This is a genomic window from Microcoleus sp. AS-A8, assembly GCA_039962225.1.
In the GTDB taxonomy this organism is placed as follows: domain Bacteria; phylum Cyanobacteriota; class Cyanobacteriia; order Cyanobacteriales; family Coleofasciculaceae; genus Allocoleopsis.
Window position 1 is genome coordinate 309,744 of the sequence record JAMPKV010000009.1, and the last position, 23,076, is coordinate 332,819.

Sequence of the window (23,076 nt, forward strand, 5' to 3'; positions counted from 1 at the left end):
TTATTCCTCAGAGTCCTGGTATACGTCCTCCAGCGCCTGATGTTGGGAGCGACGGGAGCGACGACGATATTTTTTACTTTCTAGTTTAGGCTCGTAGTGAGTTTGCCCTTTTCCTTTGGTTTTGGCCTTCATGCTGGACTCAGGATCGGCTTGTTGGTGCAACCGCTCTTGCCACGCGATCGCATCTTCCAATAAATCCAAGTAATACTCATATCGCTCCCAATCCCCCCGCACCGCACAGTTCGGCTCATCTCGATGCAGGCAATCACTAAACTGACAGCGACCGGTTGCTAATCGATGCCTTGCTTCTGGAAAATATTGGGCTAACTCTTCAGGGGGACAGTCAATATCAGGCTGGTTGAAACCGGGAGTATCTGCGAGCAGTCCACCGGTCGGTAAATCAAACAGTTCGACATGGCGAGTCGTGTGACGCCCTCGGCTGAGTTTTCCGGATACTGCTGCCACCCGCACGTTGACATCAGGAATCAACTGATTGATCAGACTGGATTTGCCTACGCCCGAAGGGCCAGCAAAGATGGTAATTTTATGATTGAGCTGCTTGCTCAGTTCCTCTAATCCCTGATGGGTGTGGACGCTGATCAATACAGGTTGGTAACCCCAATTTCTGAGACGACAAGTCCACTCCTCTAACTGTTCGTCTGAGACTAAATCTTTTTTATTCAAGCACAAACAAATCCCCAATTCCGTAGACTCTGCCTTCACCAGAAAACGAGTCAGTTGGTACGGGTCTAAGGGAGGGTCGGCTAAGGCAAAAACTAAGAGAATTTCGTCGGCATTAGCGACTGGAGGGCGGTCTAGCTGGGTTTTGCGGGGTAGGACTTCGGCGATCGCGCCTCGTTGGCCTTCCCAATCCGGTTCTTCTACCACAACGCGATCGCCTACCATTACGCGTTGACCAATTTTTTTCAGCCTTGTTCGACGAGTACACAGTAGCGTTACAGGTTGAATGTTAGAAGGTTGAATGTCCGTTTTAGGTTGAGGATGTTCAGATTGAACGTCATCTTCTAAACCTTCAACTTTCAACGTTCCCACCTTCAAACCTGGCTCTAACTGCACCTGATAGAAGTTGGCTTGCACCGCCACTACTGTTCCCCATAATGGTGTTGCTCCTGGGGACAACTTGCTATCACAGGGGAAGACACTCATGCAGGCGCTATTGGACGCCGTACATTCAGCGCAAAGTAGCCACTGCGATCTTCCACGGACTCAATTAAGTAGCCTTCCATCACCAAACTATCGGGCACCTGTTCAATGGGTTCTCCGGGGTCGAGCCACACTTCTAATAAGGCTCCTGGTGTCATTTGCTCGATTGCGAGTTTGGTCCGCACAAAGTTAATTGGGCAAGGCGTCCCCCGCAAATCAAGCTGGGCATCAGGAGTGGGTTTGGGCGTCGATTCGGCTAAGTTACTCATCCGCGAAACAGCCCTCCTAAGAAGCCTTCTATGCCACCTTTCCCGGTGCGATCGCCCTTAATCTTTGCCAGTTTCTCCAGCAGTTCCCGTTCCTCTGCCGTAATCCGGGTGGGAATGTCAATCAAAATTGTCATCAGGTGATCGCCCCGGCTGACTGGGTTCCCCAATTTGGGTACACCGTGATTTTCCAGGGTTAACACGGTATTGGGCTGTGTTCCTGCCGGAATCGTTAATTCCACTGGCCCATCCACTGTCGTGACTTCCAATCGACATCCTAAAATTGCTTGTAAGTAGCTGACCTTGAGATCCGATAGGATATTAATCCCTTCCCGATGAAACTCGGCGTCTTCCTCAATAAATAAGTAGACGTATAGATCTCCAGGAGGGCCACCCCGCAATCCCGCGTCTCCTTCTTTAGAAACGCGCAGCCTTGTGCCATTATCTACGCCTGGTGGAATCGTGATTTTGAGCTTTTTGGTTTCCTGCTTGCGACCTGCACCCCCGCAAGATTCACACTTGTCCTCAATTACCTGCCCTTCACCATTACAGGTAGGACAAACGGAGACCTGAGTAAAACTACCAAAGGGGGTCCGTGTCGCACGACGCACTTGGCCTGTACCACTGCAAGTTGGGCAGGTACGGGGTCGAGTCCCTGGTTTGGCCCCCGTGCTATTACAGACGTTACAGGTTTCTAGGTGAGGAATCCGGATTTCCTTTTCACCTCCAAACACAGCTTCCCGAAAGTCCAGCTTCAAGTCGAGTCGCAAGTCTTCACCGCGAACCGGACCGCTGCGTCGGCGAGTCGCTTGCTGACCCATGCCGCCTGCAAAGCCACTGAAGAAGCTTTCAAAAATATCGGCAAAACCCATATCACCGATATCGCCGAAGCCCGCACCGGCTCCGCTGACACCGGCTTCACCGAAGCGGTCATATCGGGCGCGAGTTTCTGGTTCTGAGAGAACTTCGTAAGCTCGATTAATCTCTTTAAAGCGCTCTTCAGCCCCTAGCTCCTTGTTGACATCCGGGTGATACTTCCGGGCAAGGCGGCGGTAAGCACGTTTTAGTTCCTCTTTGTCGGCGTCACGAGAGACACCTAGAATGTCATAGTAGTCAGGCATAGAGCGCCGAGCGGTGTTTTGTTACTTTATAGGGGCGGTGGAATTGAATTTGAGTGATTGGAGTAAAGTCACTGATGACCTATTCACAGCTCACCCATATATCTATCCATTGTCTAGCAGAAAAACAGGTCAAGCGCTACCTTTTAGGAGCGTCCCTTAGTCAACTTGCTCGTAGTCAGCGGTTACGGTTTCCTCGTCAAAGTTTAGAATCAAGTCGTCTTCTTCGCTTGTAGACGGGGATTCAAACGGTGAACTAAACTCTGGCGTTGAAGATACCTCCTCGGTTTGTACAAATTCTTCTACGTCTACACTGGGTGAAGCTTGTTGATAGACAGCGGCACCAATCTCAAACAACTTTTGTTGGAAATCCTCCAGCCGTTGCTTCACTTCCTCAATACTAATTGAGGAATCTGCCATTGCCTCTTGCAGCTCTTGCTTCTTCTCCTCTCCTTGAGCCTTGAGTTCTTCGCGAACCAAGCCGCCACTTTCCTTCAATGTGCTTTCGTAACTGTAGAATAGGCTATCGGCTTGGTTCTTAAGCTCAACCAATTGTATGCGGCGATAGTCTTCTTCGGCATATTTTTCTGCCTCAACGCGCATCCGTTCTACTTCGCTGGCACTTAAGCCTCCAGTATTCGTAATTCGGATTCTTTGTTCTTTGCCAGTCCCTTTGTCAGCGGCTGAAACTTGCAGAATCCCGTTAACATCGATTTCAAACGCTACTTCGATTTGAGGTACACCCCTTGGGGCTGGGGGAATGCCGGTGAGCAGAAACTTGCCCAGGCTCTTGTTGTCCCTCGCCATCGCCCGTTCACCCTGTAGCACATGAATTTCTACAGAGGTTTGTCCATCCGTCGCCGTGGAAAAAACCTGAGACTTACTGGTCGGAATGGTCGTGTTGCGATCAATAATTTTTGTAAATACTTCGCCTAAAGTCTCAATTCCTAATGATAGGGGAGTGACATCCAGAAGCAGTAAGTCCTCCACTTCGCCGCCTAAGACACCGCCCTGAATGGCAGCTCCTAGTGCAACCGCTTCATCAGGGTTGACTGACTTATCGGGTGTTCTGCCCCCAAAAAACTTCTTAATCGCCTCCTGTACGGCTGGGATACGGGTGGAACCGCCCACTAACAGGATGCGATCAATATCATCGGGCTTTAGGTCAGCGTCTTTCAGTGATTGGGTTACAGGCTCAATTGTTCCTGTAATCAGTTCGCTCGCCAGTTCTTCAAACTTTGAGCGCGATAGCTCCATCTCCAAGTGTTTTGGGCCTGTCTCATCTGCTGTAATAAAGGGCAGGTTAATGGAGGTCGAAAGCATATTAGAGAGTTCAACTTTTGCCTTTTCAGCCGCTTCGCGCAAGCGCTGAAGTGCCATTTTATCGGTTCCGAGGTCAATCCCCTCTGTTCCTTTAAAGTTTTCAATCATCCAGCGCACAATCACATTATCGAAGTCATCGCCTCCCAGGTGATTGTTGCCAGAGGTGGCCTTAACTTCAAAAACTCCGTCTCCGAGTTGAAGAATCGAGACATCAAAAGTCCCGCCACCCAAGTCAAATACCAAGATTCGCTGCTCTACAGACTGTTTATCGAGGCCATAGGCGAGGGATGCCGCCGTTGGCTCGTTGATAATTCGCAGCACTTCCAAACCGGCGATAGTCCCAGCATCTTTGGTCGCCTGCCGTTGGGCGTCTGTAAAGTAGGCCGGAACGGTAATCACAGCTTGCTCCACAGGCTCCCCAAGAAAGCTTTCGGCATCGGCCTTGAGCTTTTGCAGGATCATGGCGGAGATTTCTTGAGGTGTGTAAGTACGCCCCCGGATTTGGACATCGACGGTATCATCGCGACCTTTGACGCAGTTATAAGGAACGCGGGATCGTTCCGTGGCCGTGTCATCCCACCGACGCCCTATGAAGCGCTTGATGCTGTAGATTGTGTTTTCGGCATTGGTCACGGCCTGCCGCTTTGCCAGTTGACCGACCAATCGTTCCCCTGCTTTGCCAAATCCCACTATACTCGGAGTGGTTCGCCCTCCTTCCGTGTTTGAAATGACGATGGGCTGACCACCTTCTAACACAGCAACGCAACTATTGGTGGTGCCCAAGTCGATGCCAATAACTTTTCCCATAGGGCTTCGGCTTAAAATTTATGTCAAGTTGTTTACGTTTAAGTTAAAGCGGGTACTAGAACAAACCTTCCTTTGGTTACATACTCTTCTAGACTTATCGTCAATCAAGAGTGACACCAAAGGATGGTTAATGCATCCTGCCACTTAGGTTTTTGGGGTATCTTCTTTTGAGGTTACCACCGAATCCTAAAGAGCAGCAACTTTGACCCTAACGCTTTACCCTGTGACGGGTTCATTCAGGAGAAGTAGCTTGACTTTCATCCGATTCCTCACTGGGAGTTTCCGGCGCAGAAGCAACTTTAACCATCGCATGGCGCAGGACACGCTCACCCAAGAAATATCCTCGTACTAGCTGTTCGATGACCACACCTTCTGGGTATTCATTCGTCGCCTCCCGCATCACGGCTTCATGGAGATTTGGGTCAAACTCTTTCCCTTCTGGGCGCATGGCAGACACCCCAATACGTTTCAGGCAGTCCACTAGCTGCTTATACACTCCTTGGTAGCTTTTGTGGATGCCCATTTCCCCATCATTTTGGGGCTTAATTTGCGATCGCGCCCGCTCAAAGTTATCCACTACGGGTAATAACTCACTGAGCGTAACTCGTTTGATCTGTTGTTCTAAATCCTCTTTCTCTTTCGTTGTGCGCTTGCGGAAGTTATCGAAATCTGCCGCAATCCGCATGGATTGAGTCTTGAAGGACTCTGATTGTTGATTGAGATCTTCTAATTGAGCTTTTAAGGCGTCATTTTCCTGCCTCAACTTTAAGAGAGCCTCTAACTCTCCACCGGCTAACGGCAGATCCGCCGTGGCTTGAGTGGTGTCTTGGGCTTCTCCATCGGTCTTAGCTGATCCTGCTGTTGACTCAGCGGTGTCTTCCTCAACAGTGGCTGGCGATTCTAAATCTACCAACCCGCCTTCCGCTCTGGCCGCTGGTTGAGCGGCCACGCCTTGGCTATCGACAGCCTCATCCGTCGGCTGTGAAGTACTATCTGGCTGATTTTCTTCGTCGATCATGCTCTACTCATCCCCACTTACAAAGACTGCTAGTACTGACGCTCTCACTGTTTTCTCACTAGCAACCCGATCCCTAAAAGTTTCTTGCAATCTAGAAGAAGTGCTACGCCTAGGCGCGGGATCGCGACTTCTTCAGATTTTAATGTGCCCCATCTGAATACTGCTCGCCTATCCAGGGGGGGACGCGGGAGCTACGTCCAGATGCCAGCCTGTTTGCCCATCTTTATATCCTTAAGATGTAACACCATTGCGCTTCTCACCCAATGTAACACCCTAGTGTCCCTATAGACACTATTTGTTCTTGCCAGTGCCGCCGATAGAGTCAAGGCTTAGGCGACCCTTTCTGACAAAATGCCTGGTGAGAGCTGTGCAAGCGCAAGTTAGTAAAAGCTATTATCAGAATATTCTACATAATGAATAATGCTGCTCGTGCTAGCTTCCCCCATTTTATCAAGTTCAGTTTATCGGATGAAAATAGGCTTTTCATCCTTGTCAGGATATTTGTAATCACAGCGCGGAAAGCATCCGACAGGACTCACGAAAGAAAAGTTCTTCCCCAACGGGGCTACAACGCAACCAGCTTAAGGAAAGAGCCTTTCTTAGGGTAGCTAGAGTCATCTCAAAGTATCAGTGGACTTTTATTGCCCTGATGCCAGCTTCTCAAACACGACTTAAACCCTCTTTTTGAGAAGGATTTGTGAAGAAAGAGAATAACTTGTAACGAAAGGAAATACTCTCAGCCGCTATGACTAACTCCTCATCACAACGACGTGCCCTAATCGTTCGCAACGAGGTTTCGCCTTTTGGTAAATCTTTGATTGCGGCGGGTTACGTTGACACCGACCAGATGCAGAATGCGTTGGTGGAATCCCGCAAGTCAGGAAGACCTCTGACAGAAATTCTCGAATCCATGACGGGACGTCAGCTTTCCCCCGACTTACTGCGGCAGTATAAGAAACAGCAGTTATTTGAGCTAAAAGTTCTTTACGGGGTTGAATCTCTCGATCCGGAAATTAATGAGATTGCGACCCATCAAGTGGGTCAACTGATTGATACCCTGCTCCCCATTGATATTTGTCGTCGCTATCGCCTAGTGCCGCTATCGAAGAATGAAACCCAGCCTCCATCGCTGCTGGTGGCGATGGTCGATCCAGACAATCTCGATGCTCAGGATGATCTTAACCGCATCTTGCGACCTCAGGGAATTACCCTGCAACGGATGGTGATTACCCAAGAAGACTACCAGCAAATCATCTCCAAGTACCTTGATGAAAAGCTGGCTAAGCAAAAGCAGATGGAGGTCGAACAAGCTGTAGACGTACAGAAAGACCTACAGAATATCGACAGCCTCGACACATTATCGGATGCACCGGACGAAGAAGCCGAGCTAGATGTGAGGGACGCAGAAGACGCTCCCGTGATCAGCCTGGTTAACAAAGTTCTTGCCAAGGCTCTGCAAGAGGGCGTTTCAGATATTCACGTCGAACCGCAAGAAAATGCTTTACGCATCCGCTTCCGAAAAGATGGGGTGCTGCGTCAAGCCTTCGAGCCATTACCCAAGAAAATTACTCCAGCGGTTTCGGCTCGCTTCAAAATTATGGCAGAGCTGGATATTGCGGAACGACGACTGCCTCAAGACGGTAAAATTCGGCGGATGTACCAGGGTCGCAAAGTTGACTTTCGCGTTAGTACCTTGCCCAGCCGCTATGGTGAAAAAGTTGTTCTACGAATTTTGGACAACGAGCAAACCCAACTGGGTTTGGATAAGTTAATCACTGACCAAGATACGCTGGAAACGGTCAGGGATATGGCTAACCGTCCGTTTGGCCTTATTTTGGTGACTGGCCCCACGGGTTCGGGTAAATCCACAACCTTATACTCGATGCTCGCGGAACGGAATGACCCTGGAGTCAATATCAGTACGGCGGAAGACCCCATTGAATATTCCTTAGCGGGCATTACTCAGGTGCAGGTGCTGCGCGAGAAGGGCATGGACTTTGCCTCGATTCTACGGTCTTTTTTGCGGCAAGACCCGGACGTGATTCTGGTCGGTGAGACGAGGGATAAGGAAACCGCTAAAACGGCTATTGAAGCGGCGCTCACGGGTCACTTAGTACTAACCACGCTTCACACCAACGACGCCGCAGGCGCGATCCCACGATTGGACGAAATGGGCGTTGAACCCTTCATGGTTTCCAATGCTCTGTTGGGAGTCTTGGCGCAACGATTGATTCGACGTGTTTGCTCCGAGTGTCGCATTACTTATGTGCCAACCTCTGCCGAATTAGGTCGCTTTGGTCTATCGACCTCCCGTGACGGCGAAATCATGCTCTATCAAGCCAACACCCTACAACCCGATGAAATTCAGGAAGCCAGGGCAAAAGGTAAACTTTGCCAACTGTGTAATGGTGTTGGCTACAAAGGACGTGTGGGTGTCTATGAAGTCATGCGTATTAGTGATCGCCTTCAAACCTTAATCAACGAAGCTGCTCCAGCCGAGCGACTTAAGGAGGCCGCTGTAGAAGAGGGAATGACCACTTTATTAGCCTATAGCTTAAATCTGGTACAGCAAGGCTACACGACATTGGATGAAGTGGAACGTGTGACCTTTACAGATTCGGGGCTAGAAGCCGAACGCAAAGCCAAACGGAAGAGTTCTCTTAGCTGTCGGACTTGCTCAGCCACATTACAACAAGAGTGGCTAGATTGTCCTTACTGCATGACACCTCGTTTTCAGGACTAAAAATATAGTTGTTAGTCGTGAATGGGTAAACTCTTGTTCAAACTAACAACTCACACTCAACAACCGTAAACCAACAACTACTAAGGAGACAGCGCCATGGCAATGGAACTAATGATTGAAGACTTGATGGAGCAGTTGATTGAAATGGGTGGCTCAGATATGCACATTCAATCAGGTGCCCCCGTCTACTTCCGCATTAGTGGAAAACTCCAGCCTATTCACGAAGAACCCCTGACCCCCCACGAGTGTCAGAAACTCATCTTCAGTATGCTCAATAATACTCAACGCAAGGAGTTAGAGCAGAATTGGGAATTAGATTGTTCTTATGGGGTTAAGGGATTGGCTCGCTTCCGCGTCAATGTCTATAAAGAACGCGGTTACTATGCCGCTTGCTTGAGGGCGTTGTCTTCCAAAATTCCTAACTTTGACCAGTTAAATTTGCCCGATATTGTGCGGGAAATGAGTGAAAGACCAAGAGGCTTGGTCTTGGTGACTGGACCGACGGGGTCTGGTAAAACAACCACCCTGGCGGCAATGGTTGACCTAATTAATCGAACCCGACCCGAACATATTTTGACCGTTGAAGACCCAATTGAATATGTGTTTCCCAACATCAAAAGTTTGGTTCACCAACGTCAAAAGGGTGAAGATACCAAAAGCTTTGCCAATGCTCTGAAAGCAGCGTTGCGGGAAGATCCTGATGTAATTCTGGTTGGAGAAATGCGGGATTTGGAAACCATTTCTCTAGCCATTTCGGCAGCAGAAACAGGTCACTTGGTGATGGGGACACTGCATACTAGCTCTGCCGCTTCGACGATCAACCGGATTATTGACGTGTTCCCGCCAGAGCAACAACAACAAATCAATGCTCAACTCTCTAACTCCTTAATTGCCGTCTTTAGCCAAACCCTGATACCGAAGAAAAATCCGAAACCGGGTGAGTTTGGTCGGGTGATGGGGCAGGAAATTATGATTGTGACGCCTGCGATCGCCAACTTGATCCGAGAAGGAAAAGTGGCTCAAATTTACTCTGCCATCCAAACCGGCTCAAAAATGGGAATGATGACGATGGAACAATCGTTAGCGCATTTGGTTAAAACAGGTCAAATCACGTTTGAAGCCGCTGTGTCTAAGAGTTCCAAACCTGAAGAGATGCAGCGGATTCTGGCTGGCACGGGAAGTGCTGCTATCGGAAATATGGGTGCGAAAGTGGCTCCAGGTACGAAGGTAGCCCGCTAAGTTCTCCAGTCAAAGTATGGGTTGTGTGGAACAATCTCCATTCCCATCCTTAATCTTGAGAATGAAATCAACTCCCATTAATTCTTGCATTTTTAGTCTGTTGGTTAGAGGTAATGGGTACTTGGTAGAAGTTAAGCCCCATTACTTCTGACCCATTACCCATCTAACGATGTTTTCCTTTCATCGAGACGCCTATTATGCCTACCTTCATCGCTGAGGTTCGGGACACTAGAGGAAACGCCAAAAAAGAGAAAATCGAAGCGAACTCTCCTGAACAAGCCCGTACCATTCTTCAAAATCGGTATGCTTCTGTTGGGGCTGTCAAGAAATCCTTCAGCCTAGACATTGACTTCTCGGAACTTAGTGCCAAGTTTAGCAAGCTCACGATCAAAGATAAAGCTGTTTTTTCGCGCCAATTTGCGGCTATGGTCAACGCAGGTGTGGCTATGGTGCGATGTCTCGGCGTTTTATCTGAGCAGTGTCCTAATCCTAAGCTGAAAAAAGCACTTCTTGCCATCAGTGGTGAGGTGCAGCAGGGAACCAGTCTCTCTGATTCCATGCGTAAACACCCGGATTGCTTCGATACTCTGTATGTCAGTATGGTGCAAGCGGGTGAGGTTGGGGGTGTTCTTGACGAGGTACTTAACCGATTAGCCAAGGTTCTGGAAGATATGGCGCGGTTAAAAAACCAAGTCAAATCGGCTATGGCTTACCCCGTTACGGTTGGGGTTTTGGCGATTATCATCTTTCTGGGGATGACAATATTTCTCATACCGATCTTTGATGGGATTTTCAAAGACCTGGACGTAGAATTACCTGCTTTAACTCAATTTATGGTTAATATCAGTAACCTGTTGAGAAGCCCTATGGTCATCGTCCCAATTGTCATCATAATAGCTGTTGTCTGGGCCTTCAGGTTGTACTATAAAACGACGGTTGGTCGCCTACAAATTGATGGCTTCTTATTAAAAATGCCTTTGTTTGGCGATTTGAATCAAAAAGTAGCGGTTGCGCGTTTTTGTCGCATTTTTGGAACCTTGACTCGTTCGGGGGTGCCAATCCTTGGTTCAATGGATATCGTCCGAGATATATCAGGTAACCAAGTCATTGCCAATGCGATAGAGTCAGCCAAGCTTGAGATTCAACAGGGTGGAATGATCAGCCTTGCATTCCAAAAAGAGCAAGTTTTCCCTCTCCTAGCAATTCAGATGATCAGCATCGGTGAAGAAACAGGAGAGCTAGATTCCATGATGATGAAAGTGGCTGAGTTTTATGAAGATGAGGTAGAGCAAGCCGTTAAAGCTCTTACAAGTCTCATTGAACCGATCATGATGGTTCTTCTGGCAGGAATGGTTGCGGTGATTCTGCTTTCTATGTATCTGCCACTGTTTAAGCTGTATGACGCTTTGGGCTAGACATTAAGGGGTTCATTAGCCAGAGAAGAACTTCTTTAGTTACCTATCAGCTTGCACCACAGAGGGTTTTCAACGTTGCTTTAAATACTCAAGTGCGTTGTAACCCTCTCATTGTTCGGAGGAATCCATCTGAATCCCCTCGCTTAACTGTTAATAAAATTAGGTTAATTATTGCAATTCATAATACAAAAAAATGCCTGTTAAACAATCTGATTACGAAGCTAGTTTGGCGGAGTTTAGTCACCATGATGGTGCAATCGCTTTACTCAAAAAACACCGACCTTACTTGGAAATGATTCCCAGTATGCGCCGACCGGACGAGAGCGTAATTACTATTCCCTTGCCGATTGTGCGAATTCGCCATCCCAAGCCCCCCGCCGGACAAAACCATATCAGTTATACAGCTTCACCAGAAGCCGTTTGCCTGCCCTGTGACTTGGCTATTGTGATGTGCGATCCGGAATGGAAAATAAAGATGGGAGTTGAGATTTTTATCTTTATTCATCGCCCCCATGAGGATTTTTCCAACTTGCTCAGTCGCTGGCGTCAGACGCAAGTATTGCTAGACAAAGACTATGAATGGCTAATGCCTCCTCGCTATCAACACATTCTTAGTGAAGGGAATGATCGTATTTATCCCCTGTTTGTGGTATTCCCCGAAACACCAGAACGGATTCAGCGAGGACTGATAGGGGGATGTTTGCCTTTTGTGATGCAGATTCCAGAGGTTTTGGAAAAGGAGGAGAACATAGAAAGCTTGTCTCCAGAAAGTCCACCCGCCTGAAAGGCTAACCCGTTCACAAGTGAAGGGTTGAAGGTTGAAAGTTGAACGTTTTCACCAGCAACCTGCAACCTATGAACCTTTAACTTCTACTGAACAAATTTTGGCATCACTTCAGCAGCACTAAACAGACCATAAATACCTCGTTTGTGTAGTGATATCCCAGCTTTGAGGTAACCGAAAGCAGGGCCACAGACATTTGCCGCCATACTGGTCTCATCACCTAGAGTAAAGGTGTGAGTCGAGATCTTCCCCTCGAAGGTACGACCTGTAACTTGAACGTTTGTACTCAGGGGTTTTTTGGGATTGCGGGTATCGACAACGCCGCCAACCGTGACGCGATCGCGCGGACAAATCCCAGCCAGTTCCAACATCACATCATCCGCATGTTCCATATTCTCCAAGCGCAGGATGCCGTTCGTCTCATCCAATAAGGCTTCCACCTCAGCATCGCTCATACTCTGAGCGCGTTCAACATTGTAGCCAGGGAGGTGGGCAATGTCTTCCCGAATGGTGGCTCGATAGGCTTCCCAGTTGGCAATTCCCACCCCAAACGTAATTTTTACGCTATGAATCTCGGCGTAACTCTGAGCCGCTAAAGCCGCAGCGGCTGTTAACAATCCTGGTGTTGCACCACAGCCTGTCATGTAAGTAATTCCTGCCGCTTGCAGCTCCTCTCGGAGTCCTAGTAGCTGCTCAACAGCACTCGTGCGCTTGAGAGCGTCCACCAAAACCCCCTGCCAACCGGCTTGAATAAATTGCCGCGCCACAGAAGCCATAAAAGTATTGGGTAAATTCGGCAGCGCCAGAAAATATCCATCTACAGTGGCTTGTTCAATTAACTCTTGAATACTGTGGTTGCTGAGGGTGCCGATTGGCTCTAAATAACCCACTGAACCCTGAGACTGATAAGTGGCGATGCAGGTATTCGGGTTCAAACCTTGGCTGTCATAGGCATAACCTTTGTGATCGGCGGCTGCCACCCACAGCATTTCACGTTTGGGCGCGAGAACTCTGGCGGCGGCTTGTCCCAAACCGCCAAAGCCCAACACACCTACCCTTGCAGGTTTGCTGAAGAGGGAATCAGCGGTTGTTACGTCAGTTGGATTGATGCCTTGCTTGTCACTCATTTTGTCTGAGTTGATAAATAAAACAGATTTTCATTATCCAGGTTCACTGGCTCTACAGATCGACCCGCCGATATAAGTCAGCTCAAATTTAGTGATGTATATTTTTGTAAAAGCTCACTTCTCAGGAAACTGAGACGCTTGACTGCACACCAAACATACGCGAAACTTAACTAAAAACTAGAGTAGGCTCCTAGTAAAATATTAAGTATTGTTTAAAAATGAGTAGTAGTGATGCGGTTGCTCTAATTCGATTGAGTCGCTATTAGCCAATCAGCGTAGTCGTTTTAGGGAAGGCAAGACACCCAAAACTGCTCTTAAGTCACTGCTCCAGCCAGGAATTGAGGATTACCCAGCAATCAATCATGAGCATGGAAACCTTAGAGTTCATCATTTATCCCGATGGGAGAGTCCAAGAAAAAGTCACGGGCATTATCGGAGCCTCTTGCGCCGAGGTAACAGCCGCGATTGAAGCTCAGTTAGGACGAGTCGTTTCTCAGGAAACAACCTCAGAGTACTTCACCCAAAAACTGTCTCAATCAGCCCAAGCTACTGCTCACGCGACTTTCAGCGATTGGTAAATTTTTTTGTCAAACCTAGCATAGTTCTTTTATAAACAGCCATGTCACATTTCAGCAACATAAAAACTCAAATCCGTAATCTCACTTCTTTAGAAGCCGCTTTATCGGATCTGGGTGTTGAGTGGAAAGCTGGGCCTCGTTCGGTTCGAGGCTATCAGGGGCAAACTCGCAACGCCGAAGTCGTCATTGAACAAGAAAATAACTATGACATCGGCTTTAGTTGGAACGGGAACGAATACGAACTCGTTGCGGATTTGCAGTATTGGAAACAGTCTTGGTCTGTGGATGGCTTCCTCAACCGAGTGACGCAGCGTTATGCTTACCATACGGTGATTCAAGAAACCGAGAAACAGGGCTTTCAAGTTTCTGAGCAACAAAAGAATGAAGATGGTTCCATCCGTCTAGTTGTCCAACGCTGGAGTGCGTGATGCCTGATTCCTCCCCGATACCGGAGCGTTCCGGTTTAGAGCCAGAACTAGGAGGCATCTTTCGCGATGCACCAGAGCGTTCCGGCTTTGAACCCGAACTCGGAGGTGCTCTACGGCAGAAGGGTGTTTATGTTGATGAAATTACCTGTATTGGCTGTAAGCACTGTGCCCATGTCGCTCGCAACACCTTTTACATCGAAGAGGATTATGGGCGATCGCGTGTTGTTCGGCAAGATGGTGATACAGAAGAAGTGATTCAGGAAGCGATTGACACTTGTCCGGTTGATTGTATTCACTGGGTTGACTACACCGAACTCAAGCACCTTGAGGAAGAGCGTCAATATCAGGTGATTCCGATTGTCGGTTATCCCATTGACCATAGCTTAGTCGCCATCCAGAGTCGGCAAAAGAAGCTAAAACAACAGCGTAAAAAGGCCAGAAAACAACATTACTAGGCTGTTTCGTCTAGCCTTTCCAACCCAAAACCCTCGATAGCTGAATGCTGTTGAGGGTTTTATTTGAGGGGATGATGTTCGTTGAGCAGTTTTTCTACTCTCGCTTCCTCGATTCTTGAAGTGATTCTTTTCGCTTCATGCATGTCTCTTGTTGTTTTTGCCACGCTGAATGTAGAGCCAACGGTAAACGATAAACCTATACCCATGTAGCCTTTGATCCAATTATCTACAGGAAGGTTCACAATCCCAATCGTCATGGCAATAACAGCAATAGCAAAAGAAGACCAAGCTTGAACAACCCATCCCGTACTGTGTGTTTGATTGCCCGCTGGTGCTTGCATAGTCTCTCTACCTCAAATGATGGAAGAAAAATATTTCTTCTTATGGTAATAATTGTGGATCATTAGAGAATCGAGAGGAGAGACAGTTGTTCAACTGTACAGAAAAAGTTACAGTGAGACTTGCCTCAAATGGCTCAAAGTCGCACGTTCTACTTCCCTGCACCTGTGACAGTTTTCAAATTGGACGGAATCCGGGCAAAGCTATTGATTCGGTAGCAATGAGCCAAGTTGATTGATTCGGTAGCAATAAACCAAGTTGTTTGCAGTAACAATTCTTGACCCATTTTATCTTTCTCGACCTTCATAAAAGGTCTGTACCTTGCCATCTGGATTAAAAACTACACGGATTTTTGGGTTTCCTTCTCCCTGCACAGGAGACACAAACGATTCACCGGGCGTCGGTATATTCGTGCGGTTGACATTTTCTACCGCTGCGCTGTTAATCGGAATGATGCGCTCAACTGTACCATTTGGATTGAGGAAGACGTAATATTCCAGGATTTGAGTTAAGCCCGAAGGTGGTTGCCATCGCTGTTGGAGATAGTCTCTGACTTCTCCGACTTGAGGAATTCTGTCAAAGAGTGTATTTTTATCCCCCGTATCGGTTGGGGCAGACGCCGATTGATTTGTCTCGGCTGTGGGAGAAGTGGTGCGGGTGGTAGCTGGAGGGCTGGACGGATTACCCGAATTAGAAGCCGTAGAGGAACTGGGATTAAGAGATGGCAAATCCGGTAGGGAGGGAGCTGTTTCCGGTACGCCCGGTTTAGTGGTTCGTGTGGGCGCTTGTGCAGGGGGAGCCTTGTCAGCTACAGGAGCAGAGGGGGAAGGAGAAGGGTTCCGCTTAGAAATCGCAACTGTAGGACTCGGAAGGATAGAACTAGGGCGATCGGCTGCTCCACCCGAAAAAACCGGGGTATCCAGACGCTTGGGTGGGTTCGTTGCAGGTTCAGACGGATTAACACCAATAATGGTAGTTGGACGTTGATTTCCTAGAGAAGAATTCGTCGAACCTTGATTCCCTAAGGGGAGATTGAGCGGTGAAGGCGTCGATGGAATATTGACACGAGAAGGGGGTGGCAGTATCGGTGCTGTAGACAGAGGAGATGGCACCGTTGGCGTTGGCAGAAGAGTAATGGGAGCCGTAGGTACTGGCGTTGCTGGGGTAGGGGGTGGTGTTGGACTCGATGGCTGACCTGCTGTTGTTGCAACAGGTTGGTTTTTCGGCTGATCGAAGTATTTCACCGTCGCCGCCGTGACTCCCACCGCTAACACGACAGCCGCTGCCGTACCCGCCCAGGTCGGTGGGGCTTTCTTCCAACTCAAAGGATTGAGCTTTGGCAAGGCTACCGCATCCGATGCATATTCATCCAATGCAGTTGCTAGATCGAATAGCTGGGTGACGCTCAGATTAACGAAAGGGCCGGATTCTTCGTTAGCCAAGTGACCCAGAATGAGGTGATGAGCGAGTAAGCCTTTGGGTTCAATGTAAATATCTGTAGCCAGAGATCGGGCTTTAAGCGATCGCCGTTTGGGGTTTCGCTGGAGGTTCGAGCCTAGTGCTGAATCGTTCAACTTACCGGGTTCTTGATAAAGGGAACGAGAGGCGTGAGCATCTGAGTTAATGACGCTAGAGGCGGGTGAAGCGAGGGAATCCTGGCTGAGAGTGTCATGAGGAGTTGAGCCACTACTCGCCCTTGGTGTTCCAGAGATGAGTAACTCTTGCGTCGAAGATGATTCCAGGAAGTGCTGTACGTAGCTGTTCACGGCTTCACACAACATTTCTAGCTCTATCTCATCGCCTCGGATCGTCACCCGTTGGTCATCAGGCTGTCGCGGGTCATCAAAACGCAGCTCAAAGCGCAAATTCTTCAGTACAGACTGCCCGACAAATCGTGACAGGGGCGAAGTTTTTGCCGCGATTTCCAGGGTGCAGGTGGGGGGAGTATATCGTCGTAAGTTTGAATTTGATAGAGGCATGAAATTAAAGACGTGTTGAGGTTTGAGTTAGGGGAGAGTGGTGTTAAGCGCAAGCCAACAGAATCGTTGTATTGTTTTTTTCATCCCCCACATATTGGCTTCGGAGTCTTTTGATATATAGTCCAAAATCCAAAATGATATAACTCCTCGCTCCTCACTTTTAGGGGCTAGAGGACTTCAGTCTCGCGCTCGATCCAGCAGTGCTAGCCAGAGGCGTCGGTGACCGTTGGGGCCGCTATAGAACAGCAAATCGATCAGCAGTTTCAGAGCCAGTTGGGTCAACCGATCCGGCGATACATTTTCTCCTTGCTCCATGCGCTCCTGGTAGGTATTGCTAAACGTATCGAGATAATCTCCTAATAGAGCCGCATGATGCGGTTCATTATTTTGTTCTGCCATTTGTTCCAAAAGCGAGACAGCACGACGGATTAACTCCTGATGCTGTTTAGCTAGGTGGCAGATGATCAGAACCAGCGATCGCGCTTCTTCCACATCTAACTTTTTCCGCCCTCCTGAACTTTTTCGCAGGGGATTGGACTGCCGCAGACGCCATAAACCCACCCGATCCGACACCATTGACTCTAAATTTAAGTCAGATGCTGCCTGGAGCATTGCCTCAGAACCAATGTCAGCTAAGGCTTCTAGCGCTAGTAAGATCAAATCTAGCTGGGTTTTGATATTATCCAGCTCCAATGGGTCTGGCGCTTGACCCAGAGGTAATTCCTCCCAAGGGGGAGATGGTGGCGGCGTCTTCGCGGTAGAGCGCATAGCTTTAGAGTAGGTGACCAATTTAGGGTTGGCGGTTGCAGTTACCAATCTTGAAACACGACTACCAGAGTTTACGGCAAGTTTCCAGGCGCATAGTGATAGTGTTGAAAGTTTTGTCGTTTTAGTTAATGATTCTTAACTTAGTCATGGGTAATCGGCTGTTTTAAACCCATTACCCACACTATTTAAGGTAAGCCAGTGTGACACCCGTACCGCCCTCCGCTTGTTCAGCTAACTCAAACCGCTCAACCAGGGGATGCCGCTCCAGGAAGGCATGAACCCCTTGGCGTAGCTTTCCCGTTCCTTTTCCGTGAATAATCCACAGGGTGCCCAATTGGGTCGCGGCGGAAATCGCTTGCTCCAAGTCAAACTCGGCATCTGCTACATGCTTGCCCCGAATATCAATCGTATTTTTAGCTGTTCGGACAACTGGAGACGGTGGCGACGCTACAGCAGGGGCCGGTGCTGGGGCTGGTTTCTGTTTGACGGGCATCTCGGCTTTTTGCCCATCAAGAGATTCTACATCCGAAAGCAGCACGGTCATTTTCATCAAGCCAAAGCGCACCGTGAGTTCACCATCCTCATCCGGGGCACTCAGTACCTCAGCCGTCTGATTTAAGCGAGGAATACGGATGCGATCGCCTACTTTGGGTCTAAAGCTAGGTTTCTCTTTAGCAGGCGGCTTTGCCGGGAGACGGCGTTGGGCAATTTCTTGGAGAGCGTCGGTTGCTTTTTGGGCATTTTGAGCGCTTTTCGGCCCTTGCTGCAACGTCCGAATCACTTGGGCGATTTCTTCCTTGGCTTGGATCAGCGCTTCCTGTACAGCGCGTTCCTGAGACAGCTTCAACGTCCGTTCCCGCTCATTTAACAGCCTTGCCCGATCTGATACCTCTTGATGCAGGCGTTCTGCCTGTTGGAGTAACTGGGTTGCCTCTTTTGCCTTCGTTTCCTGACGACGCCGTTGGGCTTCTAAACCCGCAATCACTTGGTTGATATCTTCAGATGCACCGCCGATTAGCGTTTGAGCCTGATCAACCACGTTGGCATTTAACCCCAAACGTCGTGCCACCGACAGCGCGTTAGAACGCCCTGGAATACCCCAAAGTAACCTATAAGTGGGTTGGAGAGTACTATCATCAAACTCAACCGAAGCATTCTCAAATCGCTCATCTTGATATTTCAGCGCCTTGAGTTCGCCATAGTGAGTCGTGGCAACGGTTAACTGCGCTGCATCTGCTAAGTGTTGCAACAGAGCGATTGCCAAAGCACTCCCCTCCGCCGGATCAGTTCCCGCACCGACTTCATCCAACAATACTAAAGAGGGACTAGGGAGTGGGGTTGAAGGGTTTTCGGGGGTTGAAGGTTGAAGAAGGTTAGAAGTTTGTGCATCGTCTTGCCAACTTTCAACCTGGGCTATGTCCTCGGATGAGTTTTGGCGCTGCGCTAACAATGTGTCAACCTTCAACGCTTCCGCGTCCCCGCTGATTCCCTCAAGAATGCGACTGATTCGGCGAATGTGACCCGAAAAAGTTGATAAACTCTGCTCGATAGACTGTTCATCCCCAATATCGGCTAATACCTGCTCAAACCAAGGCAGTTCCACCGGTTCTCTGGCTGGGACGAATAGACCGACCTTGGCCATCAGTGCTGCCAAGCCCAGGGTTTTCAAAGTGACTGTTTTACCCCCCGTATTGGGGCCAGTAATCGCCACTACTCGAATGGATGGCTGAATCTGCACGTTAATCGGGACAACGGGTGTACCCTGTTCGTGCTGCTGCTGCCAGACTAACAACGGATGTCGGAGTTCGCGCAGCGTAATAATTTCTCCAGCCTGACGGTCAATAAATCGGGGTGGATTGGCTTGTAACCACAAGCTATACCGTGCTTTTGCCGTTGCCAGATCCAGCGCTGTTGCCACGGCTAACAACTTTTCTAAGTCGGGCTTAACGGCTGCCACCTGCTGTGTCAGAGCACGCAGGATCGCTTCTTCTTCGGTTTGCTCTTGACGCCGATGGATTCTAAGCTGATTCGAGAGTCCGACAATCGCATTGGGTTCAATATAAACCGTAGCACCCGTGCTGGAGGTATCGTGCACAATACCGGGAATCGCATCTTTCTGGGGTGCTTTGACCGGGATAACAAAGCGATCGCCTCTTTGGGTAATTACCTGTTGCTGAACGGCACCACCTTGACGCTGCAAAATCCCCTGAAGAACTTGATAAATTCGGTCGCGCAAGGATTTAAGCTTGAGCCGTATTCCCGCCAACTTGGGGCTGGCTCGATCCGCTACATCGCCTCGTTCATCGATGCTGTGGTGGATTTCTTGCTCCAGTTCTGGATAAGTTCGCACCTCTGCCACCAACTCACTAAGGATGGGCACGTCTTCTTGGTCGTCAATCATACGACGCAAGCGACGCACGCCAGCCAGTGTAGTGGCGATCGCTAACAGTTCCTCTCCTGACAAAAGTCCTTGAAGTTCTGCTCTCTCCAACGACTCGCCAATATCCTGGATTCCCTCAAAGGACAACCCACTGGTTAACCGTGCCTCTAATTGGTAAACTTCCTTCGTCTGAGCCAGTAAGCACAGGCTCTCAGACGGTGTAGCTGGTGGTTGGAGATGAAAAGCTGCGATCGCTCCCAGCTTTGTCGCCGCAAATGTAGCCAGATGCTGGCACAAGCGTGACCATTCTAGTAGTTGTAAGGTTTCAGATTGAATCAAATTGAATCAAAAATTTCAGATTTTAAAGCTTTCCCTAACGTCATTATGGGACAATTTTCCAATTCGCCGCGAGTGGGATTAACCGTAATGTTCCTTTTCTCACTTCCCCACCCTCATCCTCATCCTCATCCTCATCCTCGTATGAGTTCCGGCCCTACTCCTCCTTACTCCTGTTGTGAGGAGGGATTGACTATCTTTAAGTTTCCATCACCGCCAAAAATGGCTAAGCCTGCAAATTGTCATGCGGTGGTAAACAACTGTTGATCACCCAACCGGCCTCTTCCCAAGGTTCCAGCGGCACAATTGAGTAGCGAGCCACAGTCTCCTCAATTTGTTTAATCTCGTCAGCGGCGACTGCCTTAAATATCTCATCTAATGCTTCCCTGTCTTGAGCCGTCAGGGGAATGCTTAGACTCGCCGAATTGCTATCCATTTTTTCTAGGCTTAATTAATGTATTTGTGTCTTATGGACGGTTAACCTTTAAGAATTATTACAAATATTGACAGAGCCGCCTCCTTCACTCTACTGAGATTCACGCTTCAGCGATTCCGACTCTAGAAGGAGGAAATGCATAGAAAATGTTTTTCGGCAAGAGTTTGCCAAAAATAATCAAGCGTAGCGCACCAGCAGAGCTTTTCACTACCGTGGGCAATTGCTACAAGCCTTAGTACTTTACTTTGCTACTGCGGCACCATTCACACTGATGCGCTTAACTCATCCAATTACTAGCTTGCCAAGTTATAGCTGTTGTGTGTAAATTTTGTGAAATTAGTGTACGAGTCACTCAATAATTGAAATTTGGAACTCGTTGCGCTGGCAACAAAGTAACCTGTTTAGCTCTCTTTTTTATAGCCAAAAATTACTTTAATTAAAAACTATGTTTGGCCTCAATTAATTCTTGATAAATGCCGACAATCTTTTGAGCCTTTCGTTCCCATTCGAAGTCTTGAACCCTTTCAACAGCTTTGATTGACATGGTTTTCCGAAGCGGCTCATCTTTGACCAGCAACTTAATTTTATCCGTAACTTCTTGTACTAGGTATTCCCTCGAAATAGGGTCTATCTTAAAACCCGTTTCTTCGGTGACATATTCCGCAATTCCGCCATTGTTAGCCACTATGCAGGGAAGCCCACAAGCCATTGCTTCCAACACCACAGCCCCCCCAAATTCTCGAATTGAAGGGAAGCAAAAGATATCGGATTGGCTGTAATATTCGAGGGTTTGTTGTTGATTAATCCAGCCGACAAAACTAACTGTCTGGCCTAAATTCAACTCCTGGACTTGTTTTTCGAGATTAGCTCTTTCCGAGCCGTCACCGACGATTGAAAGAGAAATTTTGTCTTGAATTTCTTTGTCTAAGTGACTAATTGCTTCAATAACAACATCCGCACATTTATAAGGAACTAATCTTCCCACAAAAAGCAACTTAACTTTGCTGCCATCACTTGCATTCTTAGCCCGACTTAAAAAATCTTTGGAGATGCCGTTCTCATAGAAGAGTTCAGTTTTATCATTCGGAATTGCAAACATCTCTTTCAACATTTGCAATGTATAGGCTGAACCCACTAAAATTTTATCAGCTTTTTTGTAAGTCTCTACATACCCTGGTATTAATGAGCGTCCCAAGGTTCTCAAAAAATTTAAGTTCGCTGATTCCTGCTTGGCTGTTTCTTTAAATCCACTTGGGAAAGGAAGCCCTCCATTCACAGGCCCAAGCAGAAAAGGAGTTTTTGTACACGCCTTAACGACTTTATGAGGGTATCTCGGCATCATCGGAGTTAAGGCATGAACGATATCATAATCTCCGTTCAATATTGACTGTTTAAATTGCTGGTATACCTTATTATCAAATTCTCCGTAAATGGGATAGGTCAAAGTATGATATAAAGGCCAGTTAATTCGTCCTTTCGTCGCAAACCCCTCTACGAAATTATAGTACTTGGTATTAAACTCACCTTGGGGAATATAAATAACTTTTTTGTGATCTGTTTTTGTTTCAAAGGCATCCCTATTCCTTTCATGAGTAACAAGGGTTACATCAACAATGCGATCGATTTCTTTAAATAAGTTATAAGCGACAAAGGGGACAGAAGGAAAAGTAGGGTTGCATTGCTCTACAACCATTAAAACTTTTATTTTTTTGTGATCCATGGATTTTTTCTCCCAAACTGACTGAATCTACAGCAGATTAGCTTGTTCGATATAAGCTAAGGACTTTGATAAATTAATCGTTATTATTACTACATCTGCTTTAGTACTGAATCCGCATTTTTTACAAAATACTAAAGCCCAAATAATAGTTGCGGTAAAATACAACCCGCCTCTAGTTATACACAAAAATTAAGTTTTGTCAATATAACTTTAAATCACTGAACCCCTTTAGAGCTCAACCGTTGAAAGCACTCAACCGTCCCTGTAGGCAAACTCGGTTCAACTTCAGCTAGAAAATCAAGTTGAGATTCTGGACTAGGAGCCGTTGGAGTATCCGTTGTTAGCGATCGCAAGACTCACTATGGATGCGTATCGGCTCATAATTCTTTTCAGCTTTACTTTTTGATCATTTTTTCAAACGTTAATCTGCTCTTGGTGAGCGATCGCCCCATTCTGTTTCTAGGTTGCACCGTTACAGGGGTGAATCTGCCCTAGCCTCCCAGGATAAAACCCCTGCTTGTCTCCTTCCCGCCAGGGAAACTCGAACTCATAGGAAGAGGACTCAAGCAGAGTCAGGAAAGAATCTCTAGTTTGATAATGACAAAAGAATCTTAATAATAGGCTCTACTCAGGCACTGTGCGTCTTAGATGGA

Annotated in this window: 19 protein-coding genes; 7 read left to right on the top strand and 12 right to left on the bottom strand. The window is 47.8% G+C overall.

Annotation, left to right across the window (positions count from 1 at the left end):
* The 5 genes from rsgA to grpE all read right to left on the bottom strand — a co-directional run bounded on the left by rsgA (nt 1) and on the right by grpE (nt 5,696).
* Entirely contained in the window at nt 1–1,167 is a 1,167-nt protein-coding gene (gene rsgA / locus NDI48_16775) for a small ribosomal subunit biogenesis GTPase RsgA (GenBank protein MEP0832830.1), read from the bottom strand.
* A complete protein-coding gene (locus NDI48_16780) occupies nt 1,164–1,433 on the bottom strand; it encodes a sulfurtransferase TusA family protein (GenBank protein MEP0832831.1) in 270 nt (89 codons plus the stop codon). Before NDI48_16780 ends, rsgA begins: the two co-directional genes overlap by 4 nt.
* A complete protein-coding gene (gene dnaJ, locus NDI48_16785) occupies nt 1,430–2,551 on the bottom strand; it encodes a molecular chaperone DnaJ (protein MEP0832832.1) in 1,122 nt (373 codons plus the stop codon). Before dnaJ ends, NDI48_16780 begins: the two co-directional genes overlap by 4 nt.
* Before the next feature lie 156 nt (nt 2,552–2,707).
* The gene (dnaK, locus tag NDI48_16790) at nt 2,708–4,678 is read right to left on the bottom strand and encodes a molecular chaperone DnaK (protein ID MEP0832833.1); all 1,971 of its coding nucleotides are present in this window, start codon (nt 4,676–4,678) and stop codon (nt 2,708–2,710) included.
* Nucleotides 4,679–4,910: 232 nt separating this feature from the next.
* The gene (grpE, locus tag NDI48_16795) at nt 4,911–5,696 is read right to left on the bottom strand and encodes a nucleotide exchange factor GrpE (GenBank protein ID MEP0832834.1); all 786 of its coding nucleotides are present in this window, start codon (nt 5,694–5,696) and stop codon (nt 4,911–4,913) included.
* A 745-nt stretch (nt 5,697–6,441) separates the two neighbouring features.
* Between grpE and tadA the strand changes: the two genes are divergently transcribed.
* The 4 genes from tadA (at nt 6,442) to NDI48_16815 (ending at nt 11,877) form a co-directional block, all read left to right on the top strand.
* Nucleotides 6,442–8,439 carry a Flp pilus assembly complex ATPase component TadA gene (tadA, locus tag NDI48_16800; protein ID MEP0832835.1) on the top strand — a complete coding sequence of 666 codons (1,998 nt, stop codon included), beginning with the start codon at nt 6,442–6,444 and terminating at the stop codon, nt 8,437–8,439.
* A gap of 102 nt (nt 8,440–8,541) precedes the next feature.
* Entirely contained in the window at nt 8,542–9,678 is a 1,137-nt protein-coding gene (locus NDI48_16805; protein MEP0832836.1) for a type IV pilus twitching motility protein PilT, read from the top strand.
* A gap of 197 nt (nt 9,679–9,875) precedes the next feature.
* A complete protein-coding gene (locus tag NDI48_16810; GenBank protein MEP0832837.1) occupies nt 9,876–11,093 on the top strand; it encodes a type II secretion system F family protein in 1,218 nt (405 codons plus the stop codon).
* Between the two features lie 193 nt (nt 11,094–11,286).
* Nucleotides 11,287–11,877, top strand: coding sequence for a hypothetical protein (locus NDI48_16815; GenBank protein ID MEP0832838.1), 591 nt, complete (start codon nt 11,287–11,289; stop codon nt 11,875–11,877).
* 86 nt (nt 11,878–11,963) lie between these two features.
* Here the strand turns inward: NDI48_16815 and NDI48_16820 are convergent, their stop codons facing one another.
* Nucleotides 11,964–13,004 carry a saccharopine dehydrogenase-like oxidoreductase gene (locus tag NDI48_16820; protein MEP0832839.1) on the bottom strand — a complete coding sequence of 347 codons (1,041 nt, stop codon included), beginning with the start codon at nt 13,002–13,004 and terminating at the stop codon, nt 11,964–11,966.
* A 368-nt stretch (nt 13,005–13,372) separates the two neighbouring features.
* On the opposite strand from NDI48_16820, the gene NDI48_16825 reads away from it, so the two are divergent.
* From NDI48_16825 to NDI48_16835, 3 genes are read left to right on the top strand one after another with little or no spacing between them, the layout of a single operon-like run.
* Entirely contained in the window at nt 13,373–13,582 is a 210-nt protein-coding gene (locus NDI48_16825; GenBank protein MEP0832840.1) for a DUF2997 domain-containing protein, read from the top strand.
* Between the two features lie 41 nt (nt 13,583–13,623).
* Nucleotides 13,624–14,010 carry a DUF1257 domain-containing protein gene (locus NDI48_16830; GenBank protein ID MEP0832841.1) on the top strand — a complete coding sequence of 129 codons (387 nt, stop codon included), beginning with the start codon at nt 13,624–13,626 and terminating at the stop codon, nt 14,008–14,010.
* Nucleotides 14,010–14,465: a ferredoxin gene (locus NDI48_16835; protein MEP0832842.1), complete on the top strand. Its 456-nt coding sequence runs from the start codon at nt 14,010–14,012 to the stop codon at nt 14,463–14,465. Before NDI48_16830 ends, NDI48_16835 begins: the two co-directional genes overlap by 1 nt.
* 59 nt (nt 14,466–14,524) lie before the next feature.
* Here NDI48_16835 and NDI48_16840 read toward each other — a convergent pair whose 3' ends face one another.
* The 6 genes from NDI48_16840 to NDI48_16865 form a co-directional block, all read right to left on the bottom strand.
* Nucleotides 14,525–14,806 carry a hypothetical protein gene (locus NDI48_16840; GenBank protein MEP0832843.1) on the bottom strand — a complete coding sequence of 94 codons (282 nt, stop codon included), beginning with the start codon at nt 14,804–14,806 and terminating at the stop codon, nt 14,525–14,527.
* 285 nt (nt 14,807–15,091) lie between these two features.
* Nucleotides 15,092–16,783 (bottom strand): DUF4335 domain-containing protein, encoded by a 1,692-nt coding sequence (locus tag NDI48_16845; protein MEP0832844.1) that lies wholly within the window; start codon nt 16,781–16,783, stop codon nt 15,092–15,094.
* A gap of 177 nt (nt 16,784–16,960) precedes the next feature.
* On the bottom strand, nt 16,961–17,551 hold the full coding sequence (locus NDI48_16850; GenBank protein MEP0832845.1) for a DUF3038 domain-containing protein: 591 nt from the start codon (nt 17,549–17,551) through the stop codon (nt 16,961–16,963).
* Nucleotides 17,552–17,732: 181 nt separating this feature from the next.
* Entirely contained in the window at nt 17,733–20,270 is a 2,538-nt protein-coding gene (locus NDI48_16855; GenBank protein ID MEP0832846.1) for an endonuclease MutS2, read from the bottom strand.
* Nucleotides 20,271–20,493: 223 nt separating this feature from the next.
* The gene (locus NDI48_16860; GenBank protein MEP0832847.1) at nt 20,494–20,703 is read right to left on the bottom strand and encodes a hypothetical protein; all 210 of its coding nucleotides are present in this window, start codon (nt 20,701–20,703) and stop codon (nt 20,494–20,496) included.
* Between the two features lie 436 nt (nt 20,704–21,139).
* Entirely contained in the window at nt 21,140–22,423 is a 1,284-nt protein-coding gene (locus NDI48_16865) for a glycosyltransferase family 4 protein (protein ID MEP0832848.1), read from the bottom strand.
* Nucleotides 22,424–23,076: the final 653 nt, after the last annotated feature.